Raw genomic sequence first — 15,239 nt, forward strand, 5'->3', positions numbered from 1 at the left:
CGTTCAGGCGCTCCGGACCTGCGGTCAGATGCCGTGCTGGCGCAGCCAGGTCAGCAGCTGCGGCAATGGCAGTGCGCCGCTTTGGCGAGCCACCTCACGACCGTCGCGAAACAGCAGCAGGCTGGGAATCGAGCGGATACCCAGCTGCGTAGAAAGCTGCGGGTTGGCTTCGCTATCGAGCTTGGCCAGGCGGCAGCGGCCCTGCAGCTGGCGGGCGGCTTCGGCGAAGGTCGGGGCGAAGCTGCGACACGGGCCGCACCAGCTGGCCCAGACATCGACCAGTAAGGGCAAGTCGCCCTTGAGCTGGCTGGCGAACTGACTTTGCTGCAGGTCGAAGGGCTTGTCCGGCAGGACTTCGGCCTTGCAGCGGCCGCAATGCGGCGCGTCGTGCAGGCGGTTGGCGGGAATCCGGTTGAGACCGGCGCAGTGTGCGCAGGGAATGATCAGTGACTCGGTCATGGCGAGGCTCCACAGGCGGTATGCCGAATAATGTGGAGCCGCGCGGCGCGATATCAAGGATCGCGCCGCGGGCGGCGGTCAGGCCTGGGCGGCTTCGAGCGCCTGGCTGAGGTCGGCGAGAATGTCGTCGATATGCTCGATGCCGATCGACAGCCGGATCAGGTCCTGGGAGACGCCGGCGCGCGCCAGTTCCTCGGCGTTGAGCTGGCGGTGGGTGGTGCTTGCCGGGTGGCAGGCCAGCGACTTGGCGTCGCCGATGTTGACCAGGCGCAGGACCAGTTTCAGCGCGTCGATGAAGCGGGCGCCGGCTTCCATGCCGCCGACGATGCCGAAGCAGAGAATCGATGCCGGGCGACCGCCCATATAGCGGCGCGCCAGGCCGTGCTCGGGATGGTCCGCCAGCCCGGCGTACTTCACCCAGGCCACCTGTGGGTGGGCCTGCAGGAACTCGGCGACCTTCTGCGCATTCTCGCAGTGGCGCTCCATGCGCAGCGCCAGGGTTTCCAGACCCTGCAGGATCAGGAACGAATTGAACGGCGAGATCGCCGCGCCCATATTGCGCAGCGGCACCACACGGCAGCGGCCGATGAACGCCGCCGGGCCGAAGGCCTCGGTGTAGGTCACACCGTGGTAGGAGACATCCGGTGTGTTGAGCAGGGGAAATCGCGTCTTGTGCTGCGCCCACGGGAACTTGCCGGAGTCGACGACGATACCGCCGATGCTGGTGCCGTGGCCGCCCATGTACTTGGTCAGCGCGTGCACGACGATATCGGCACCGTGCTCGAAGGGGCGGCAGAGCACCGGCGTGGCGACGGTGTTGTCGACGATCAGCGGTACGCCGTGGCGATGCGCGGCGCCGGCCAGGGCCTGGATATCGATGATGTTGCCGGCCGGGTTGCCGATGGACTCGCAGAACACCGCTTTGGTGCGCTCATCGATCAGTGCTTCCAGCGCGGCGATGTCGTCGTGGGGGGCGAAGCGTACTTCGATGCCCTGGCGTGGCAGGGTATGGGCGAACAGGTTGTAGGTGCCGCCATAGAGCTTGGCCACCGAGACGATGTTGTCGCCGACTTCGGCGATGGTCTGGATGGCGTAGGTGATCGCCGCCATCCCCGACGCTACCGCCAGCGCGGCAACCCCGCCTTCCAGCGCCGCGACGCGCTGTTCGAGCACATCGGTGGTGGGGTTCATGATGCGCGTATAGATGTTGCCCGGCACCTTGAGGTCGAACAGGTCGGCGCCATGCTGGGTATTGTCGAAGGCGTAGGACGTGGTCTGGTAGATCGGTACGGCGACCGCCTTGGTGGTCGGGTCCGGGCTGTAGCCGGCGTGGATGGCCAAGGTTTCCAGTTTCATGTCGCGCTCCTGTTGTTGTTCGACGAAAAACCGGAGCTTGAAACGGAATGCGCGCCGGATCAATGACTCAGCGCAAGCGGCACGGGATTAAGGGCTCGGTGCTCAGGCCGTGTGCAACGGCCACACCAGCGGGATGACCACGATCGCGACCCCGACCATCAACAGATTCAACGGGATACCGATGCGCATGAAGTCGCTGAAGCGGTAGCCGCCGGCGTTGTAGACGAAGGTGTTGGTCTGGTAGCCGATGGGGGTGGCGAAGCTGACGCTGGCAGCGAACATCACGGCCACCACGAACGGCCGCGGATCGAGACCGAGACTCTGGGCGATGCCGATGGCCACCGGCGTGACCAGCACCGCCACGGCATTGTTGGACAGAATCTCGGTGAGGATGGTGGTCAGCAGGTAGACGAAACCGAGCATCAGCAGCGGGCTGGCGTCGGGCAGTGCGGTCATGGTCTTGGCCACCACCAGATCGACCAGACCGACCTTGTCCATCGCGATGCTGATCGCCAGCATGCCGAAGATCAGGCTCAGCACCTTCCAGTCGACCGCCTTGTAAGCATCTTCGACATCCAGGCAGCGAGTGGCCAGCACCACCGCGCCGGCGATGATCGCTAGGCCTTCGATGGGCATGAAGCGGAAGGCGGACAGAATCACCACCGCCAGCGTGGCGAGAATGGCGATCGGCGCCTTGTCGCGGCGGTAGGCGCGCTCCTGCACGGCGTTGAGACTGATCAGCTCGCCATTGTCGGCGAAGCGCTTGATCTGCGCCGGAGTGCCTTCGACCAGCATGACGTCGCCGAACTGCAGCTCGAAGTCGTCGAGGTTGCCGCTGACGTTGGCATCTTGGCGATGCACGGCCAGCACGTTGATACCGTAGCGTGCGCTGAGGTCGAGATCGCGCATCGGCCGGTGGCTGTAGCGCGAACCACGACCGACGATGGCCTCGGCCAGCACCAGGTCCTGGCTACTGACGGTCTCGAAGGCATCGCCGCGGTTGAAGCTGAGGTGGCCGCTTTCGCGCAGATCGACCACGTTGCGCACCTGGCCGTGCAGCACCAGTAGGTCGCCGGCCTGCAGGACGAAATCGTGCTCGGGACGGCTGATCTGCTGATCGTCACGGCTTACCTGCAGCACCTGCAGACCGCTACCGCCATTGAGATTGGCCTCGCTCAGCGTCCTGCCGATCATCGGCGACGTATACGGCACCCGCAGCTCGCTCATGAAGGTGCGGTCCAGATCCGGGCGCAACTGCTTGGACAGGGTTTCCCGATCCGGTAGCAGACGGCGGCTGAACAGCATCAGATAGACGAAACCCACCGCGCAGAAGGCCAGCGCCGCGGGGGTGATCTCGAACATGCCGAATGGCTCCAGGCCGGCCTTGCGTGCGACACCGTCGACGAGGATGTTGGTCGAGGTGCCGATCATTGTCAGCATGCCGCCGAGCACCGTGGCGTAGGACAGAGGGATCAGCAGCTTCGATGGCGAACTGCTGGCGCGCTTGGCCAGCGCAATCGCCACCGGCGTGAGGATGGCCACGACCGGGGTGTTGTTGAGAAAAGCGGACACCACCAGCGCGGTGATCATCAGCCCGGCCAGCACGCGCGTGGGGCTGTCACCGACCAGATCACCCAGCCAGTTGCCTAGCGCATCGATACAGCCAGTACGCTCCAGCGCGGCGGAGAGAATGAACATGCAGGCGATGGTCACCGGGGCGGAGTTGGACAGCACACTCAGTACCTCGCCTGGGCTGAGCAGCTGCGTCGCCAACAGCACGGCCACCGCGATCGCCACCACGATATCCGGGCTCCAGGTTTCGCGAACGAACGCGACCAGCACCCAAACCAGCAGAGCGCAGACGAACAGCAGCGGCAGCGATTCCGAAAGCATGGAGATCCTTAAAGCGTGGCGATGAGCAAAAGCGACAGGCCGCCCCGGCGACCCCGCGCGCACGATAGTGGCCACGGTTTAGAGAGTCCAGAAACCAATACTGCTGTTTATATTCGTTTTGGTTATTTGGCTGCTTTGGGCGAGGTCGACGACGTCGCGGCTGCATGTATGAGGTGCTGGCGATGAGGATGGATTACGGGCAGAAAACGAAAAAGCCGCGCAATGCGCGGCTTAAAGATGGTGGGCCCACACGGACTCGAACCGTGGACCAAAGGATTATGAGTCCTCTGCTCTAACCAACTGAGCTATAGGCCCCAGAAGGAGCGGCGGATTATACCGATGCCGTTGTCAATGTGCCACGCGCAACGGGAGCTGTCGGTGAGGCTGGTGCAGAAAATAAAACCCCCGGCGGGCCGGGGGTTCAGGTTCACTCGTCGAGGAAGGAGCGCAGATGCTCGCTTCTCGTCGGGTGGCGCAGCTTGCGCAGTGCTTTGGCCTCGATCTGGCGGATACGCTCGCGGGTGACGTCGAACTGCTTGCCGACTTCCTCGAGGGTGTGGTCGGTGTTCATGTCGATACCGAAGCGCATACGCAACACCTTGGCTTCGCGAGCGGTGAGGCCGGAGAGAACTTCGCGGGTGGCTTCCTTGAGGCTCTCCACGGTCGCCACGTCGATCGGCGATTGCATGGCGGAATCCTCGATGAAGTCGCCCAGATGCGAGTCTTCGTCGTCGCCGATAGGTGTTTCCATGGAGATCGGTTCCTTGGCGATCTTCAGGACCTTGCGGATCTTGTCCTCGGGCATCTCCATGCGTTCGCCCAGCTCTTCGGGCGTGGGCTCGCGGCCCATTTCCTGCAGCATCTGACGGGAAATGCGGTTGAGCTTGTTGATTGTCTCGATCATATGCACCGGGATGCGGATGGTGCGCGCCTGGTCGGCGATCGAGCGGGTGATCGCCTGGCGAATCCACCAGGTGGCGTAGGTCGAGAACTTGTAGCCGCGACGGTATTCGAACTTGTCCACCGCCTTCATTAGGCCGATGTTGCCTTCCTGAATCAGGTCGAGGAACTGCAGGCCGCGGTTGGTGTACTTCTTGGCGATGGAGATGACCAAGCGCAGGTTGGCCTCGACCATTTCCTTCTTCGCACGGCGGGCCTTGGCCTCGCCGATGGACATGCGACGGTTGATATCCTTGATGTCGGCAATCGCCAGCTCGCACTCCTGTTCCAGCTCGATCAGCTTCTGCTGGCAGCGCTGAATGTCTTCCTTGCGGGCACCGATCGCTTCTGCGTACTTGCTCTTGCCCGCGGCCAGTTCTTCGGCCCAGGCAAGATTGGTTTCATTGCTCGGGAATTGGCGCAGGAAGTCCGCGCGCGGCATGCGCGCATCACGCACACACAGCTGCATGACTGCACGTTCTTGAGCACGAATCTGGTTCAGTGCATCGCGAACGCGTTCGACCAGGGCGTCGTACTGTTTCGGTACGAGCTTGATCGGCATGAACAGGATGGCCAGCGCCTCGAGCTCGTCGATGGCCTGCTGACTGGCGCGTCCGTGCTTTTTCAGCGCTTTCTTGGCTTTTTCCAGCTGCTCGGCCACAGCACCGAAGCGTACGCGGGCGACTTCCGGGTCGGGGCCACCGTCGCCTTCTTCCTCTTCGCTGTCAGAGTCTTCTTCCTCGTCATCGTCCTTATCGTCGGCAACCGGCTTGGCTGCGACCTGTGGAGCGACGGGTTCGACTTCCTGAGGTGCACCGGCAGCGCCGTCGTCGTCAGGATCGATGTAGCCGCTGAGGATGTCCGAAAGGCGGCCGCCTTCGTTCGTCACGCGCTCGTAGTCGGCGAGGATGCCGTCAACAGTGCCGGGGAAATGAGCGATGGCGCTCATCACCTCGCGAATGCCTTCCTCGATACGCTTGGCGATTTCGATTTCGCCTTCGCGGGTCAGCAATTCGACGGTGCCCATCTCGCGCATGTACATGCGCACGGGATCGGTGGTGCGGCCGATATCGGTTTCCACTGCGGCAAGCGCAGCGGCAGCTTCTTCGGCGGCGGCTTCGTCGGTGTCGGCTTCGGCCAACAACAGGGCATCGGCATCCGGGGCAACCTCGAATACGTTGATGCCCATGTCGTTGATCATACGAATGATGTCTTCCACCTGTTCCGGATCGGAAATATCCTCCGGTAGGTGGTCGTTGACCTCTGCGTAAGTCAGGTAACCCTGCTCACGGCCACGCTGGATCAACTCTTTGAGGCGGGACTGCTGTTGCGCTTTTCCGGACATATAACCCTATCCACTGAAGGTTCTGGCGGGCTGAAAACAAGCTGAGCATTATAGCCGAGCTAAGACCTCACGCGCCAGTTGAGGTCGTTGTTGCGGGTGTGCTGTCGCGACTCAGGAGGTGACGCAGCTGGTCTTTTTCCTCGGTGCTGAGCGCGCCCTGGCGGGCCTTGCGCAACAGCAGTTCGAGGCTGCGTTCGCGCTGTCTGGCGGCAAGGGTGTTAATGGTGTCGAAAAATTGTTGTTCAAGGTTATCGGCCGATATCAGCCATTCTTTCTCGGCCAGTGCACGTAAAAGTCGCCCCTGATCGGTGCCGTGCCAGCGCGCGATCAGTTGCAGGCTGCGCAGCCGGGGATTTTTCTGCAGTGTGCCGAGCAGAGCTACCAGCAGCTGGGCGTATGTGTCGTCTTCGGCTGCGAAATGGCTGGCATCCTCGACCTTCTGTGCCAGTTCCGGGTGATGCAGCAGCGTGCGCAGGGTGGTCAGTGCTGGTGGCTCGACCGTGGTTGGCGTGCGCGGTCCGCGTGGCTTGAAGTCTGGCCGCTGCCCCGGTTTTTTCCAGTCCTTTTTCCATTCCTTCGTCGGCTTCTTGGGCGCGAGCGAGGACTGGCCAGAGTCCGGGGTAAAGTAATTGTCGTGGTCGCCCGTGCTGGTGTCGTAATAGAAGCTGTCGTCGTAGGGCGTGGCGGTGGCGTTTGCATCCGTCACCGGCACGGCCATGGTTTGCAGCGCCTCGCCGGTCAGTCCGGTCAGGTCCGCCAGGCGCTGGCGCATGAGGGTGCGCAGATTGGTGCCGGGTACTTTTTCGATAAGCGGCGCCGCCAGCGTGGCGAGATGGGCCTTGCCTTCGAGCGAGCGTGGGTCGGCCTCTTCGCTTAGTTGTTGGAAAAAGTAGTCCGCCAGCGGCTGGGCGTGTTGGTTGATTCGCGCGCGAAAGGCGTCGGTGCCTTCGGCGCGTACAAGACTGTCCGGGTCCTCGCCTTCGGGCAGGAACAGGAAGCGTGCGCGACGTCCGTCCTGCAGGCTCGGCAGAGTCGCCTCCAGGGCACGCCAGGCCGCCTTGCGTCCGGCGGAGTCGCCATCGAAGCAGAACAGCACGCTGGGTACGAGGCGGAACAGCCGCTTGAGGTGCTCCTCGCTGGTGGCGGTGCCAAGGGTCGCCACAGCGTTGCGCAGGCCTTGCTGGGCAAGCGCGATCACGTCCATGTAACCCTCGACCACGATGATTTCGTCGAGGTTGCGATTGCTCTGCCGTGCCTCGAACAGGCCGTAGAGCTCCTGCCCCTTGTGGAAGACCGGAGTTTCCGGCGAGTTCAGATACTTGGGCTTATCGTCGCCCAAGACCCGGCCGCCGAAGGCGATCACACGGCCGCGACTGTCGCGGATGGGAAACATCACGCGGTCGCGAAAGCGATCGTAGCGCTTGCCGTTTTCGGCGTTCTCGATCAGTAGGCCTGCATCGATCATGGCCTTCTGCTGCAGCGCATCGCCGCCCAGGTGCTTGAGCAGGTTGTCCCAGCCTGGCGGGGCGAAACCCAAACCAAAATCGCGGGCGATCACGCCGGACAGGCCGCGGCCCTTGAGATACTCCACAGCCGCTTTGCGTGCGGGATGGCTTTTCAGGGCCTGGCGATAGTAGTCGGATGCGGCAGCAAGAAGCGGGTAGAGTGGCGAGTCGACCGGTTGGCGCGGCTTGTGGCTGCGTCCGCTGTCCTCATGCGGGACTTCCAGGCCGGCGCGGCGGGCCAGGTCCTCGACCGCCTGGGGAAAGTCCAGGTGATCGTGGTCCATGACGAAGCCCAGCGCGTTGCCACCGGCGCCGCAGCCGAAGCAATAGTAGAACTGCTTATCCGGGCTGACGCTGAAGGACGGCGTCTTCTCGTTATGGAATGGACAGCGTGCGGTGTAATTTTTGCCGGCTTTCTTCAGCTGGATGCGCGAGCCGATCACTTCGACGATGTCGGAGCGATTGAGCAGGTCATCGATGAAGGATTGCGGAATCAGACCGGCCATAACAGTCTCGGGGTGCGCTCGTGATGTTCGACCCGGAAATGACAAAAACTCCGATCATTCGCCGACCGGCGAAGCGGAGTCTTGTTCAATGCAAAGCCCGGCCTAAGCCGGGCTTTATGCTGCGTCAGCTGTACCGGATCAGTACAGGCGGACGCTGCGGCGCTGCTCGCGCTGCACTTTCTTGGCGTGACGCTTGACTGCAGCGGCAGCCTTGCGCTTGCGCTCGGCAGTCGGCTTCTCGTAGAACTCGCGCGAACGGACTTCGGCCAGCACGCCGGCTTTTTCGCAGGAGCGCTTGAAGCGACGCAGGGCTACGTCGAAGGGTTCATTCTCTTTAACTTTGACAGCGGGCATCCAGGACGTACCTTCACTTGATTACCGGTGGCAACGCGCTTCGGCAAATGACTCGCAAGCACGCTGGTTTTAAGGGTTGCGGATGTTAACCCCTGAACGCCGGGAATGCAAAGCCTGCGAGCGAAAAGCGCTGGTCGGTCGCCGGCCGTGGCGATTAATATGCACGGCTTCATTCGCCTCCGTGGAAGGTTGAACCCATGCTGGTGCTGGGGCTGGAAACATCCTGCGACGAGACCGGGGTCGCGCTTTACGATAGCGAGCAGGGCCTGCTGGCCGATGCGTTGTTCAGCCAGATCGATTTGCACCGCGTGTACGGCGGGGTGGTGCCGGAGCTGGCCTCGCGTGATCACGTCAAGCGTATGCTGCCATTGATCCGCCAAGTGCTTGCCGAGGCGGGCCGCGAGGCTGCGCAGATCGATGCGGTGGCCTATACCGCCGGGCCGGGGCTGGTCGGTGCGCTGCTGGTCGGCGCGTCCTGCGCCCAGGCGCTGGCGTTGGCCTGGGGCGTACCTGCCGTGGGCGTGCATCATATGGAAGGCCATCTGCTGGCGCCAATGCTGGAGGAGCAGGCTCCGGCGTTTCCGTTCGTCGCGTTGCTGGTATCCGGCGGGCACACTCAGCTGGTACGGGTCGATGGCATCGGTCGCTACGAGCTACTCGGTGAGTCGGTAGACGATGCGGCCGGCGAGGCCTTCGACAAGACGGCCAAGCTGATGGGGCTGCGCTACCCGGGCGGACCGGAAATCGCGCGCCTGGCCGAGCAGGGCACGCCGGGGCGTTTCGTCTTCCCGCGGCCTATGACCGATCGTCCCGGACTGGATTTCAGCTTCAGTGGCCTCAAGACGTTCACCCTCAACACCTGGCAGCAGTGCCGGGGCGCTGGCGACGAGTCGGAGCAGACCCGTTGTGACATCGCGCTGGCATTCCAACAGGCGGTCGTCGAAACGCTGACGATCAAGTGCCGGCGCGCGCTGAAGCAGACCGGGCTGAAATCGCTGGTGATCGCCGGCGGCGTCAGCGCTAATCGTGCGCTGCGCCAGGCGCTGGAAACGATGCTCGGCGAGCTGAGCGGACAGGTGTTCTACGCACGCCCGCGTTTTTGTACCGACAATGGCGCCATGATCGCCTACGCCGGCTGTCAGCGGCTGCTGGCCGGGCAGCACGACGGCCCGGCGATTGGCGTGCAGGCGCGCTGGCCAATGGAGTCGCTGCCGGCGATCTGACGGGAGCGTCGGGCGTAGTCGCCATCTAATCTATAGTCAGTCGAATTATTAGAAATGACGTTCCTGGCCGGCGCGCAGCGCACGCAGGTTGCTGCGATGGCGCCAGACGATCAGCACCGCCAGCAGGCTCATCGGCAAGAGCGCGCCGGGTTGCTGCCAGGCCAGCAGCGGCAGGCAGAGCGGCAGGGCGATCAATGCAGCGAGCGAGCTGGTGCGGGTGAGGCGGAATACGGTGAGCCAGGCGACGACGGCCAGCAGTGCGGCGGGCAGATACAGCCCGAGCAGCGCACCGGCTGCGGTGGCAACACCCTTGCCGCCGCGGAAGCGGAAATACAGCGGATACAGGTGACCGATCACAGCGGCGAGGCCGATCCAGCCCTGCTGTTGCACGCTCAAGTCCAGGCGGGCGGCGAGCAGTACCGGCAGCAGCCCCTTGAGCAGATCGCCGAACAAGGTGGCGATGGCCAGGCGTCGGCCAGCCAGGCGTAGCATGTTGGTCGCACCGGGATTGCCTGAGCCGCTGGCACGCGGGTCCGGCAGACCGGTCAGGCGGCTGAGCAGAATGGCGAATGACAGCGAACCGATCAGGTAGGCGAGCAGTGTCAGCAGCCAGAACATGGAATACATCCGGGGCAGGAGGCTCCTGAGTCTAACGATGCGGCCGGTGCTTGTCGTGTCGCAGGAGAATGCTACGTGGATACAGTTTTCATCGAGGGTCTGGAAGTCGACACCGTGATCGGTGCCTACGACTGGGAGCGCGGCATTCGCCAATGCCTGCGCCTGGACCTGACCCTGGGGTGGGACATCCGTCCGGCAGCCGCCGAGGATGAGCTGGACAAGGCGTTGGATTACGCCAAGGTCGCCGCGATGATCGATCGGTTTGCCGCGGCAGCGCGTTTCGAACTGGTGGAAACCTTCGCCGAGCGGCTGGCGGCGAGCCTGATGCAGGAGTTCGGCATCGTCTGGCTGCGGTTGCGCGTGACCAAACCCGGGGTCAACCCGCGGGCCCGGGGACTGGGCGTGGAGATCGAACGCGGATGCCGCTGACTCCGGTACTGCTCGGGCTCGGCAGCAACGTCGAGCGCGAGAATCACCTGTGTGCCGGCCTTGATGCGCTGGCCGAATTGCTGACCGACATGCGTTGCTCGCCGGTATTCGAGAGCCTGGCGGTGGGCTACAAGGGCGACAATTTCTACAACCTAGTGGTGGCCGGACAAACCGCGCTGCCGCTCAATGAGCTGGATCGCCGGCTCAAGTTCATCGAAGCGGACAACGGTCGCTATGCGCCGGAGCGCAAGGGCCTGCCGCTGGATATCGATGTGCTGCTTTACGACACGCTGGTCGGCGACTTCGACGGGCTGCGCCTGCCGCGCGCGGAGATCCTGAAGAACGCCTTCGTGCTCCGGCCACTGGCGTGGCTGGTGCCCGAGCAGCGGCATCCCGCTGTCGGCCGCAGCTTCGCCGAACTCTGGCGCGAGGCGCGGATCGACCAGCAGCTGTGGCCGGTGAGTTTTCACTGGCGAGGCGTCGAGCTGACGCCGCTGGAGCTGCTGCAGGAGCCGCGATCAGGCATCCCGGCCTGATGCTGCGCACTCGGTCCGAGCGCGGGTGAAGCGGGCGACGGCCTCCAGCCGCGTGCGCTTGAGCGCTTCGCCCAGTTCGGCGCCCTGATATCCCTGTTCGATCAGCGGTTGCACCGTCACCGCGCGGACGGCTTGCGCCGCGCCACGCAGGTAGTCGGCTTGAGGAAAGGCTGCGCCGCGACCGCGAGCGAGCAGGACGCAGGCCTGCAGGAACAGCTCGAAGCGCTCGGGGCGCCGCTGGATGTCGAAGTGCTGCAACAGCTCGAACAGCTCGGCAGACGTCAGTTCGGCCGCGCGGCTGGCGTCATCGTGGAAGTGACCAACCAGCAAGGCCAGCTCCTGGCAGTCCCGCGGTGCCTTGCTGCGTGCATTCAACCCCTCGATGGCCGTGTCGTCCAGCATGGCCAGCAGGCAGGCCCAGCGTACCGGCAGTGGCTGCTGGTCGAGCGCGCATTCGCGCAGGGTCAGAAGCAGCTGCTGCGCCGCGCTGGCCGAGCGTGCGAGCTGCGCATTCAGTTCAGGAAACAGTTCGCCGAGCGCGCCGCAATCACGCAGCACCTGAATGAACACGTCGGGGCGCGGCTCCATCAGTGCGCGGGAGATTTCCTTCCAGCTGCGCTCGGGGGTGAGTGCCTGCAGCTCGCCGGACGCGGCCAGATCGGCCATCAGTGCGCGGGTTTCCTCGGCGACGCGAAAGCCCAGCGGCGCATAGCGGGCAGCGAAGCGCGCCACCCGCAACACACGCAGCGGATCTTCGGCGAAGGCCGGGGATACGTGTCGCAGCAGTCGCGCGTCAAGATCGCGCTGGCCGCCGTAAGGATCGTAGAGCCGGCCTTCGGCGTCCTCGGCCATCGCATTGATGGTGAGATCGCGGCGAATCAGGTCCTGCTCGAGCGTGACATCCGGGCTGGCATGGAAGACGAACCCCCCGTAACCGCGACCGTTTTTGCGTTCGGTACGGGCGAGTGCATATTCCTCGCCCGTCGTGGGATGCAGGAACACCGGGAAGTCGGCGCCGACCGGGCGGAAGCCGTGCGCCTGCATGGCCTCGGCCGTGGCGCCAACCACCACCCAGTCCACCTCGGTCACTTCGCGGCCCAACAGGCGATCGCGCACGGCGCCGCCTACCTTGTAAATCTGCATGTTCACCTCCGTTGGCGCGGAGGATAAAGGATTAGCGCGCCCCCGCCATCTCGCGGGGGCGGCGCGGGTGCCGTCGTCAGGCGAAATTCATTCCCGGGAAGCGGCTTTCGGCCTCCGGTTCGGGCTGCGGCGGCATGTGATGGGCGTTGACTACCTGTTCGCCCTGCATCGATTGCAGGTGCACGTCGAATCCCCACAACCGGTGCAGGTGCTTGAGCACCTCGTCCGTGGACCTGCCCAGCGGTTTGCGGTCGTGCTGCTGATGGCGCAGCGTCAGCGAGCGATCGCCGCGGCGGTCGACGCTCCAGACCTGCACGTTGGGCTCGCGGTTGCCGAGGTTGTACTGCGCGGCGAGCAGTTCGCGGATAACGTGGTAGCCGTTTTCGTCGTGGATCGCCGGCACCAGCAGGTCGTCCTTGCGGTCGTCGTCGAGGATGCTGAACAGCTTGAGGTCGCGGATGACCTTGGGCGAGAGGAACTGCAGGATGAAACTCTCGTCCTTGAAGTTCTGCATGGCGAATTTCAGCGTGGTCAGCCAGTCGCTACCGGCAATGTCGGGGAACCAGCGGCGGTCCTCCTCGGTGGGCTGTTCGCAGATGCGGCGGATATCGCTGTAGATGGCGAAACCCAGGGTGTAGGGGTTGATACCGCTGTAGTACGGGCTGTCGAAGCCGGGCTGGTAGATCACGCTGGTGTGAGCCTGGAGAAATTCCATCATGAAACCGTCGGTGACCAGGTCTTCATCGTAGAGGTCGTTCATCAGCGTGTAGTGCCAGAACGTGGCCCAGCCCTCGTTCATCACCTGGGTCTGGCGCTGCGGATAGAAGTACTGCGCGATCTTGCGCACGATGCGCACCACTTCGCGCTGCCACGGCTCGAGCAGCGGCGCGTGCTTCTCGATGAAGTAGAGGATGTTCTCCTGCGGTTCGGCCGGGAAGCGCTTGCCGTCGTCGGCCTCGTCACCCTTGCCGGCGCTCTTGGGAATGGTGCGCCAGAGGTCGTTGATCTGCCGCTGCAGGTGCTCCTCGCGTTCCTTCTGCCGGCGCCGTTCCTCCTCGGCGGAAATCGGGTAGGGGCGTTTGTAGCGGTCCACACCGTAGTTCATCAGCGCATGGCAGGAGTCGAGCAGGTCCTCCACCGCATCGATGCCGTGGCGCTCCTCGCACTGGGTGATGTACTGCTTGGCGAACACCAGGTAATCGATGATCGAGCTGGCGTCGGTCCAGGTGCGGAACAGGTAGTTACCCTTGAAGAAGCTGTTGTGGCCGTAGCAGGCGTGGGCGATGACCAGCGCCTGCATGCAGATGGTGTTTTCTTCCATCAGGTAGGCGATGCAGGGATCGGAGTTGATCACGATCTCGTAGGCCAGGCCCATTTGCCCACGTTTGTAGCCCTTCTCGGTGCTGAGGAAGTGCTTGCCGTAGGACCAGTGGTGGTAGCCGATGGGCATGCCGACGGAGGCGTAGGCGTCCATCATCTGCTCGGCAGTAATCACCTCGATCTGGTTCGGGTAGGTATCCAGCGCGTAGCGTTCGGCGAGGCGGCCGATCTCGCGGTCGTAGGCGCGGATCAGCTCGAAGGTCCATTCCGAGCCGGTGGAGATGGGCTGTCGTTTCATGGCATCTCCTCAGGCGTTGATGCGCCGCTGGAACAGCTCGCGAAACACCGGATAGATGTCGGCGGCGCTGACCAGCTGCTGCTGGGCGAAGGAGTCGGCGAAGGCCTCGGCGACCTGGTTGTACTCGTACCAGAGCGCCTGGTGTTCGCGCGGGGTGATTTCGACGTAGGTGAAGTACTGCACGAACGGCATGATCTGGTTGATCAGGATGTCGCGGCACAACGGCGAGTCGTCGTTCCAGTTGTCGCCGTCCGAAGCCTGCGCGGCATAGATGTTCCATTCGTTGGCCGGATAACGCTCGGCCATGATCTCCTGCATCATTTTCAGCGCGCTGGAGACGATGGTGCCGCCGGTCTCGCGCGAGTAGAAGAACTCTTCCTCGTCGACTTCCTTGGCGCTGGTGTGGTGGCGGATGAACACCACATCGATCTTGTCGTAGTTCCGCTTGAGGAACAGGTACAGCAGGATGAAGAAGCGCTTCGCGATGTCCTTGGTCGCCTGGGTCATCGAGCCGGACACGTCCATCACGCAGAACATCACCGCTTTCGAACTGGGGTTCGGCTGTTTGACCAGCAGGTTGTATTTGAGGTCGAAGGTGTCGAGGAACGGCACGCGGTTGATCCGTGCGCTGAGGCGTTCGATCTCGGCCTCGGTGGCCTTGATGTCGTTGAAGTTGTCCGGTTCCTCCAGCAGCAGGCGGGTCAGCTCGGCTTTCATCTCGCGCAGCTTGGTGCGGCTGCTGCCCGACAGCGCGATGCGCCGTGCATGGGCCGAACGCAGGGTGCGCACGATGTTGATGCGCGACGGATTGCCTTCGTTGCTGATGCCGGCGCGCACGGTCTTGAAGGTTTCGGTGCCGGCCAGGTGGCGCTTGACCAGGTTGGGCAGCTCCAGGTCCTCGAACATGAAATCGAGGAATTCCTCCTGGGTGATCTGGAACACGAAGTCGTCCATGCCTTCGCCGGTGTTGCTGGCCTGACCGCTGCCGCCACCTCCACCGCCGCCCTGCGGCCGCGGGATGCGTTCGCCGGCGATGAATTCCTTGTTGCCCGGATGGACGATGGTCTGGCGGCCGCCGTGGCCGTGGTGCAGCACTGGTTCGTCGATGTCGCGACCCGGAATGCTGATCTGTTCGCCGTGTTCCATGTCGGTGATGGAACGCCGGCTGACGGCTTCCTCCACCGCCTTCTTGATATGCCCACGGTAACGCTGCAGGAAGCGCTGGCGGTTTACCGTGCTCTTGTTCTTGCCGTTCAGACGACGGTCGATGACGTAGCTCATAAGGGCCCTCCGGCCAACTGCAGGCTTCTCAGGC

General features: G+C 63.6%; 13 protein-coding genes and 1 tRNA gene. 3 read left to right on the top strand and 11 right to left on the bottom strand.

The window, feature by feature from the left end:
• Positions 1-24: 24 nt before the first annotated feature.
• The 7 genes from trxC to rpsU all read right to left on the bottom strand — a co-directional run bounded on the left by trxC (position 25) and on the right by rpsU (position 8,357).
• A complete protein-coding gene (trxC, locus tag HU825_RS07435; protein ID WP_043298850.1) occupies positions 25-459 on the bottom strand; it encodes a thioredoxin TrxC in 435 nt (144 codons plus the stop codon).
• A 78-nt stretch (positions 460-537) separates the two neighbouring features.
• A complete protein-coding gene (locus HU825_RS07440; RefSeq protein WP_234303224.1) occupies positions 538-1,815 on the bottom strand; it encodes a bifunctional O-acetylhomoserine aminocarboxypropyltransferase/cysteine synthase in 1,278 nt (425 codons plus the stop codon).
• Between the two features lie 102 nt (positions 1,816-1,917).
• Positions 1,918-3,708, bottom strand: a complete 1,791-nt coding sequence (locus HU825_RS07445; protein WP_234303225.1) for an SLC13 family permease — start codon at positions 3,706-3,708, stop codon at positions 1,918-1,920.
• Between the two features lie 238 nt (positions 3,709-3,946).
• Positions 3,947-4,023, bottom strand: a tRNA-Ile gene (locus tag HU825_RS07450).
• 112 nt (positions 4,024-4,135) lie between these two features.
• Entirely contained in the window at positions 4,136-5,992 is a 1,857-nt protein-coding gene (gene rpoD / locus HU825_RS07455) for an RNA polymerase sigma factor RpoD (protein ID WP_054094459.1), read from the bottom strand.
• A 67-nt stretch (positions 5,993-6,059) separates the two neighbouring features.
• On the bottom strand, positions 6,060-8,003 hold the full coding sequence (gene dnaG / locus HU825_RS07460; RefSeq protein ID WP_234303226.1) for a DNA primase: 1,944 nt from the start codon (positions 8,001-8,003) through the stop codon (positions 6,060-6,062).
• Between the two features lie 138 nt (positions 8,004-8,141).
• Positions 8,142-8,357 (bottom strand): 30S ribosomal protein S21, encoded by a 216-nt coding sequence (rpsU, locus tag HU825_RS07465; RefSeq protein ID WP_003290642.1) that lies wholly within the window; start codon positions 8,355-8,357, stop codon positions 8,142-8,144.
• Between the two features lie 197 nt (positions 8,358-8,554).
• On the opposite strand from rpsU, the gene tsaD reads away from it, so the two are divergent.
• Positions 8,555-9,580 (top strand): tRNA (adenosine(37)-N6)-threonylcarbamoyltransferase complex transferase subunit TsaD, encoded by a 1,026-nt coding sequence (tsaD, locus tag HU825_RS07470; protein WP_156716177.1) that lies wholly within the window; start codon positions 8,555-8,557, stop codon positions 9,578-9,580.
• Between the two features lie 48 nt (positions 9,581-9,628).
• Here tsaD and plsY read toward each other — a convergent pair whose 3' ends face one another.
• Positions 9,629-10,198 carry a glycerol-3-phosphate 1-O-acyltransferase PlsY gene (plsY, locus tag HU825_RS07475; RefSeq protein ID WP_043298938.1) on the bottom strand — a complete coding sequence of 190 codons (570 nt, stop codon included), beginning with the start codon at positions 10,196-10,198 and terminating at the stop codon, positions 9,629-9,631.
• A gap of 75 nt (positions 10,199-10,273) precedes the next feature.
• On the opposite strand from plsY, the gene folB reads away from it, so the two are divergent.
• Together folB and folK are read left to right on the top strand one after the other, a co-directional pair.
• Positions 10,274-10,627 carry a dihydroneopterin aldolase gene (gene folB, locus HU825_RS07480; RefSeq protein WP_234303227.1) on the top strand — a complete coding sequence of 118 codons (354 nt, stop codon included), beginning with the start codon at positions 10,274-10,276 and terminating at the stop codon, positions 10,625-10,627.
• Positions 10,618-11,163 (top strand): 2-amino-4-hydroxy-6-hydroxymethyldihydropteridine diphosphokinase, encoded by a 546-nt coding sequence (gene folK, locus HU825_RS07485; RefSeq protein ID WP_054094462.1) that lies wholly within the window; start codon positions 10,618-10,620, stop codon positions 11,161-11,163. Before folB ends, folK begins: the two co-directional genes overlap by 10 nt.
• On the opposite strand, the gene HU825_RS07490 is transcribed toward folK, so the two are convergent.
• From HU825_RS07490 to HU825_RS07500, 3 genes are all read right to left on the bottom strand, one after another.
• Positions 11,146-12,306 carry a tRNA nucleotidyltransferase/poly(A) polymerase-related protein gene (locus HU825_RS07490; protein WP_234303228.1) on the bottom strand — a complete coding sequence of 387 codons (1,161 nt, stop codon included), beginning with the start codon at positions 12,304-12,306 and terminating at the stop codon, positions 11,146-11,148. The two genes, folK and HU825_RS07490, sit on opposite strands and share 18 nt — an antisense overlap.
• A 76-nt stretch (positions 12,307-12,382) precedes the next feature.
• Complete coding sequence (locus tag HU825_RS07495) at positions 12,383-13,924, bottom strand: SpoVR family protein (RefSeq protein WP_234303229.1); 1,542 nt, start codon at positions 13,922-13,924, stop codon at positions 12,383-12,385.
• Between the two features lie 9 nt (positions 13,925-13,933).
• Positions 13,934-15,205 carry a YeaH/YhbH family protein gene (locus HU825_RS07500; protein ID WP_234303230.1) on the bottom strand — a complete coding sequence of 424 codons (1,272 nt, stop codon included), beginning with the start codon at positions 15,203-15,205 and terminating at the stop codon, positions 13,934-13,936.
• Between the last annotated feature and the right edge of the window lie 34 nt (positions 15,206-15,239).

This window comes from Pseudomonas phenolilytica, assembly GCF_021432765.1.
Lineage (GTDB): Bacteria > Pseudomonadota > Gammaproteobacteria > Pseudomonadales > Pseudomonadaceae > Stutzerimonas > Stutzerimonas phenolilytica.

Coding starts and splice junctions, on each gene's coding strand:
- trxC (WP_043298850.1), bottom strand. CDS start 459: ATGACCGAGTCACTGATCATTCCCTGCGCACACTGCGCCGGTCTCAAC.
- HU825_RS07440 (WP_234303224.1), bottom strand. CDS start 1,815: ATGAAACTGGAAACCTTGGCCATCCACGCCGGCTACAGCCCGGACCCG.
- HU825_RS07445 (WP_234303225.1), bottom strand. CDS start 3,708: ATGCTTTCGGAATCGCTGCCGCTGCTGTTCGTCTGCGCTCTGCTGGTT.
- rpoD (WP_054094459.1), bottom strand. CDS start 5,992: ATGTCCGGAAAAGCGCAACAGCAGTCCCGCCTCAAAGAGTTGATCCAG.
- dnaG (WP_234303226.1), bottom strand. CDS start 8,003: ATGGCCGGTCTGATTCCGCAATCCTTCATCGATGACCTGCTCAATCGC.
- rpsU (WP_003290642.1), bottom strand. CDS start 8,357: ATGCCCGCTGTCAAAGTTAAAGAGAATGAACCCTTCGACGTAGCCCTG.
- tsaD (WP_156716177.1), top strand. CDS start 8,555: ATGCTGGTGCTGGGGCTGGAAACATCCTGCGACGAGACCGGGGTCGCG.
- plsY (WP_043298938.1), bottom strand. CDS start 10,198: ATGTTCTGGCTGCTGACACTGCTCGCCTACCTGATCGGTTCGCTGTCA.
- folK (WP_054094462.1), top strand. CDS start 10,618: ATGCCGCTGACTCCGGTACTGCTCGGGCTCGGCAGCAACGTCGAGCGC.
- HU825_RS07490 (WP_234303228.1), bottom strand. CDS start 12,306: ATGCAGATTTACAAGGTAGGCGGCGCCGTGCGCGATCGCCTGTTGGGC.
- HU825_RS07495 (WP_234303229.1), bottom strand. CDS start 13,924: ATGAAACGACAGCCCATCTCCACCGGCTCGGAATGGACCTTCGAGCTG.
- HU825_RS07500 (WP_234303230.1), bottom strand. CDS start 15,205: ATGAGCTACGTCATCGACCGTCGTCTGAACGGCAAGAACAAGAGCACG.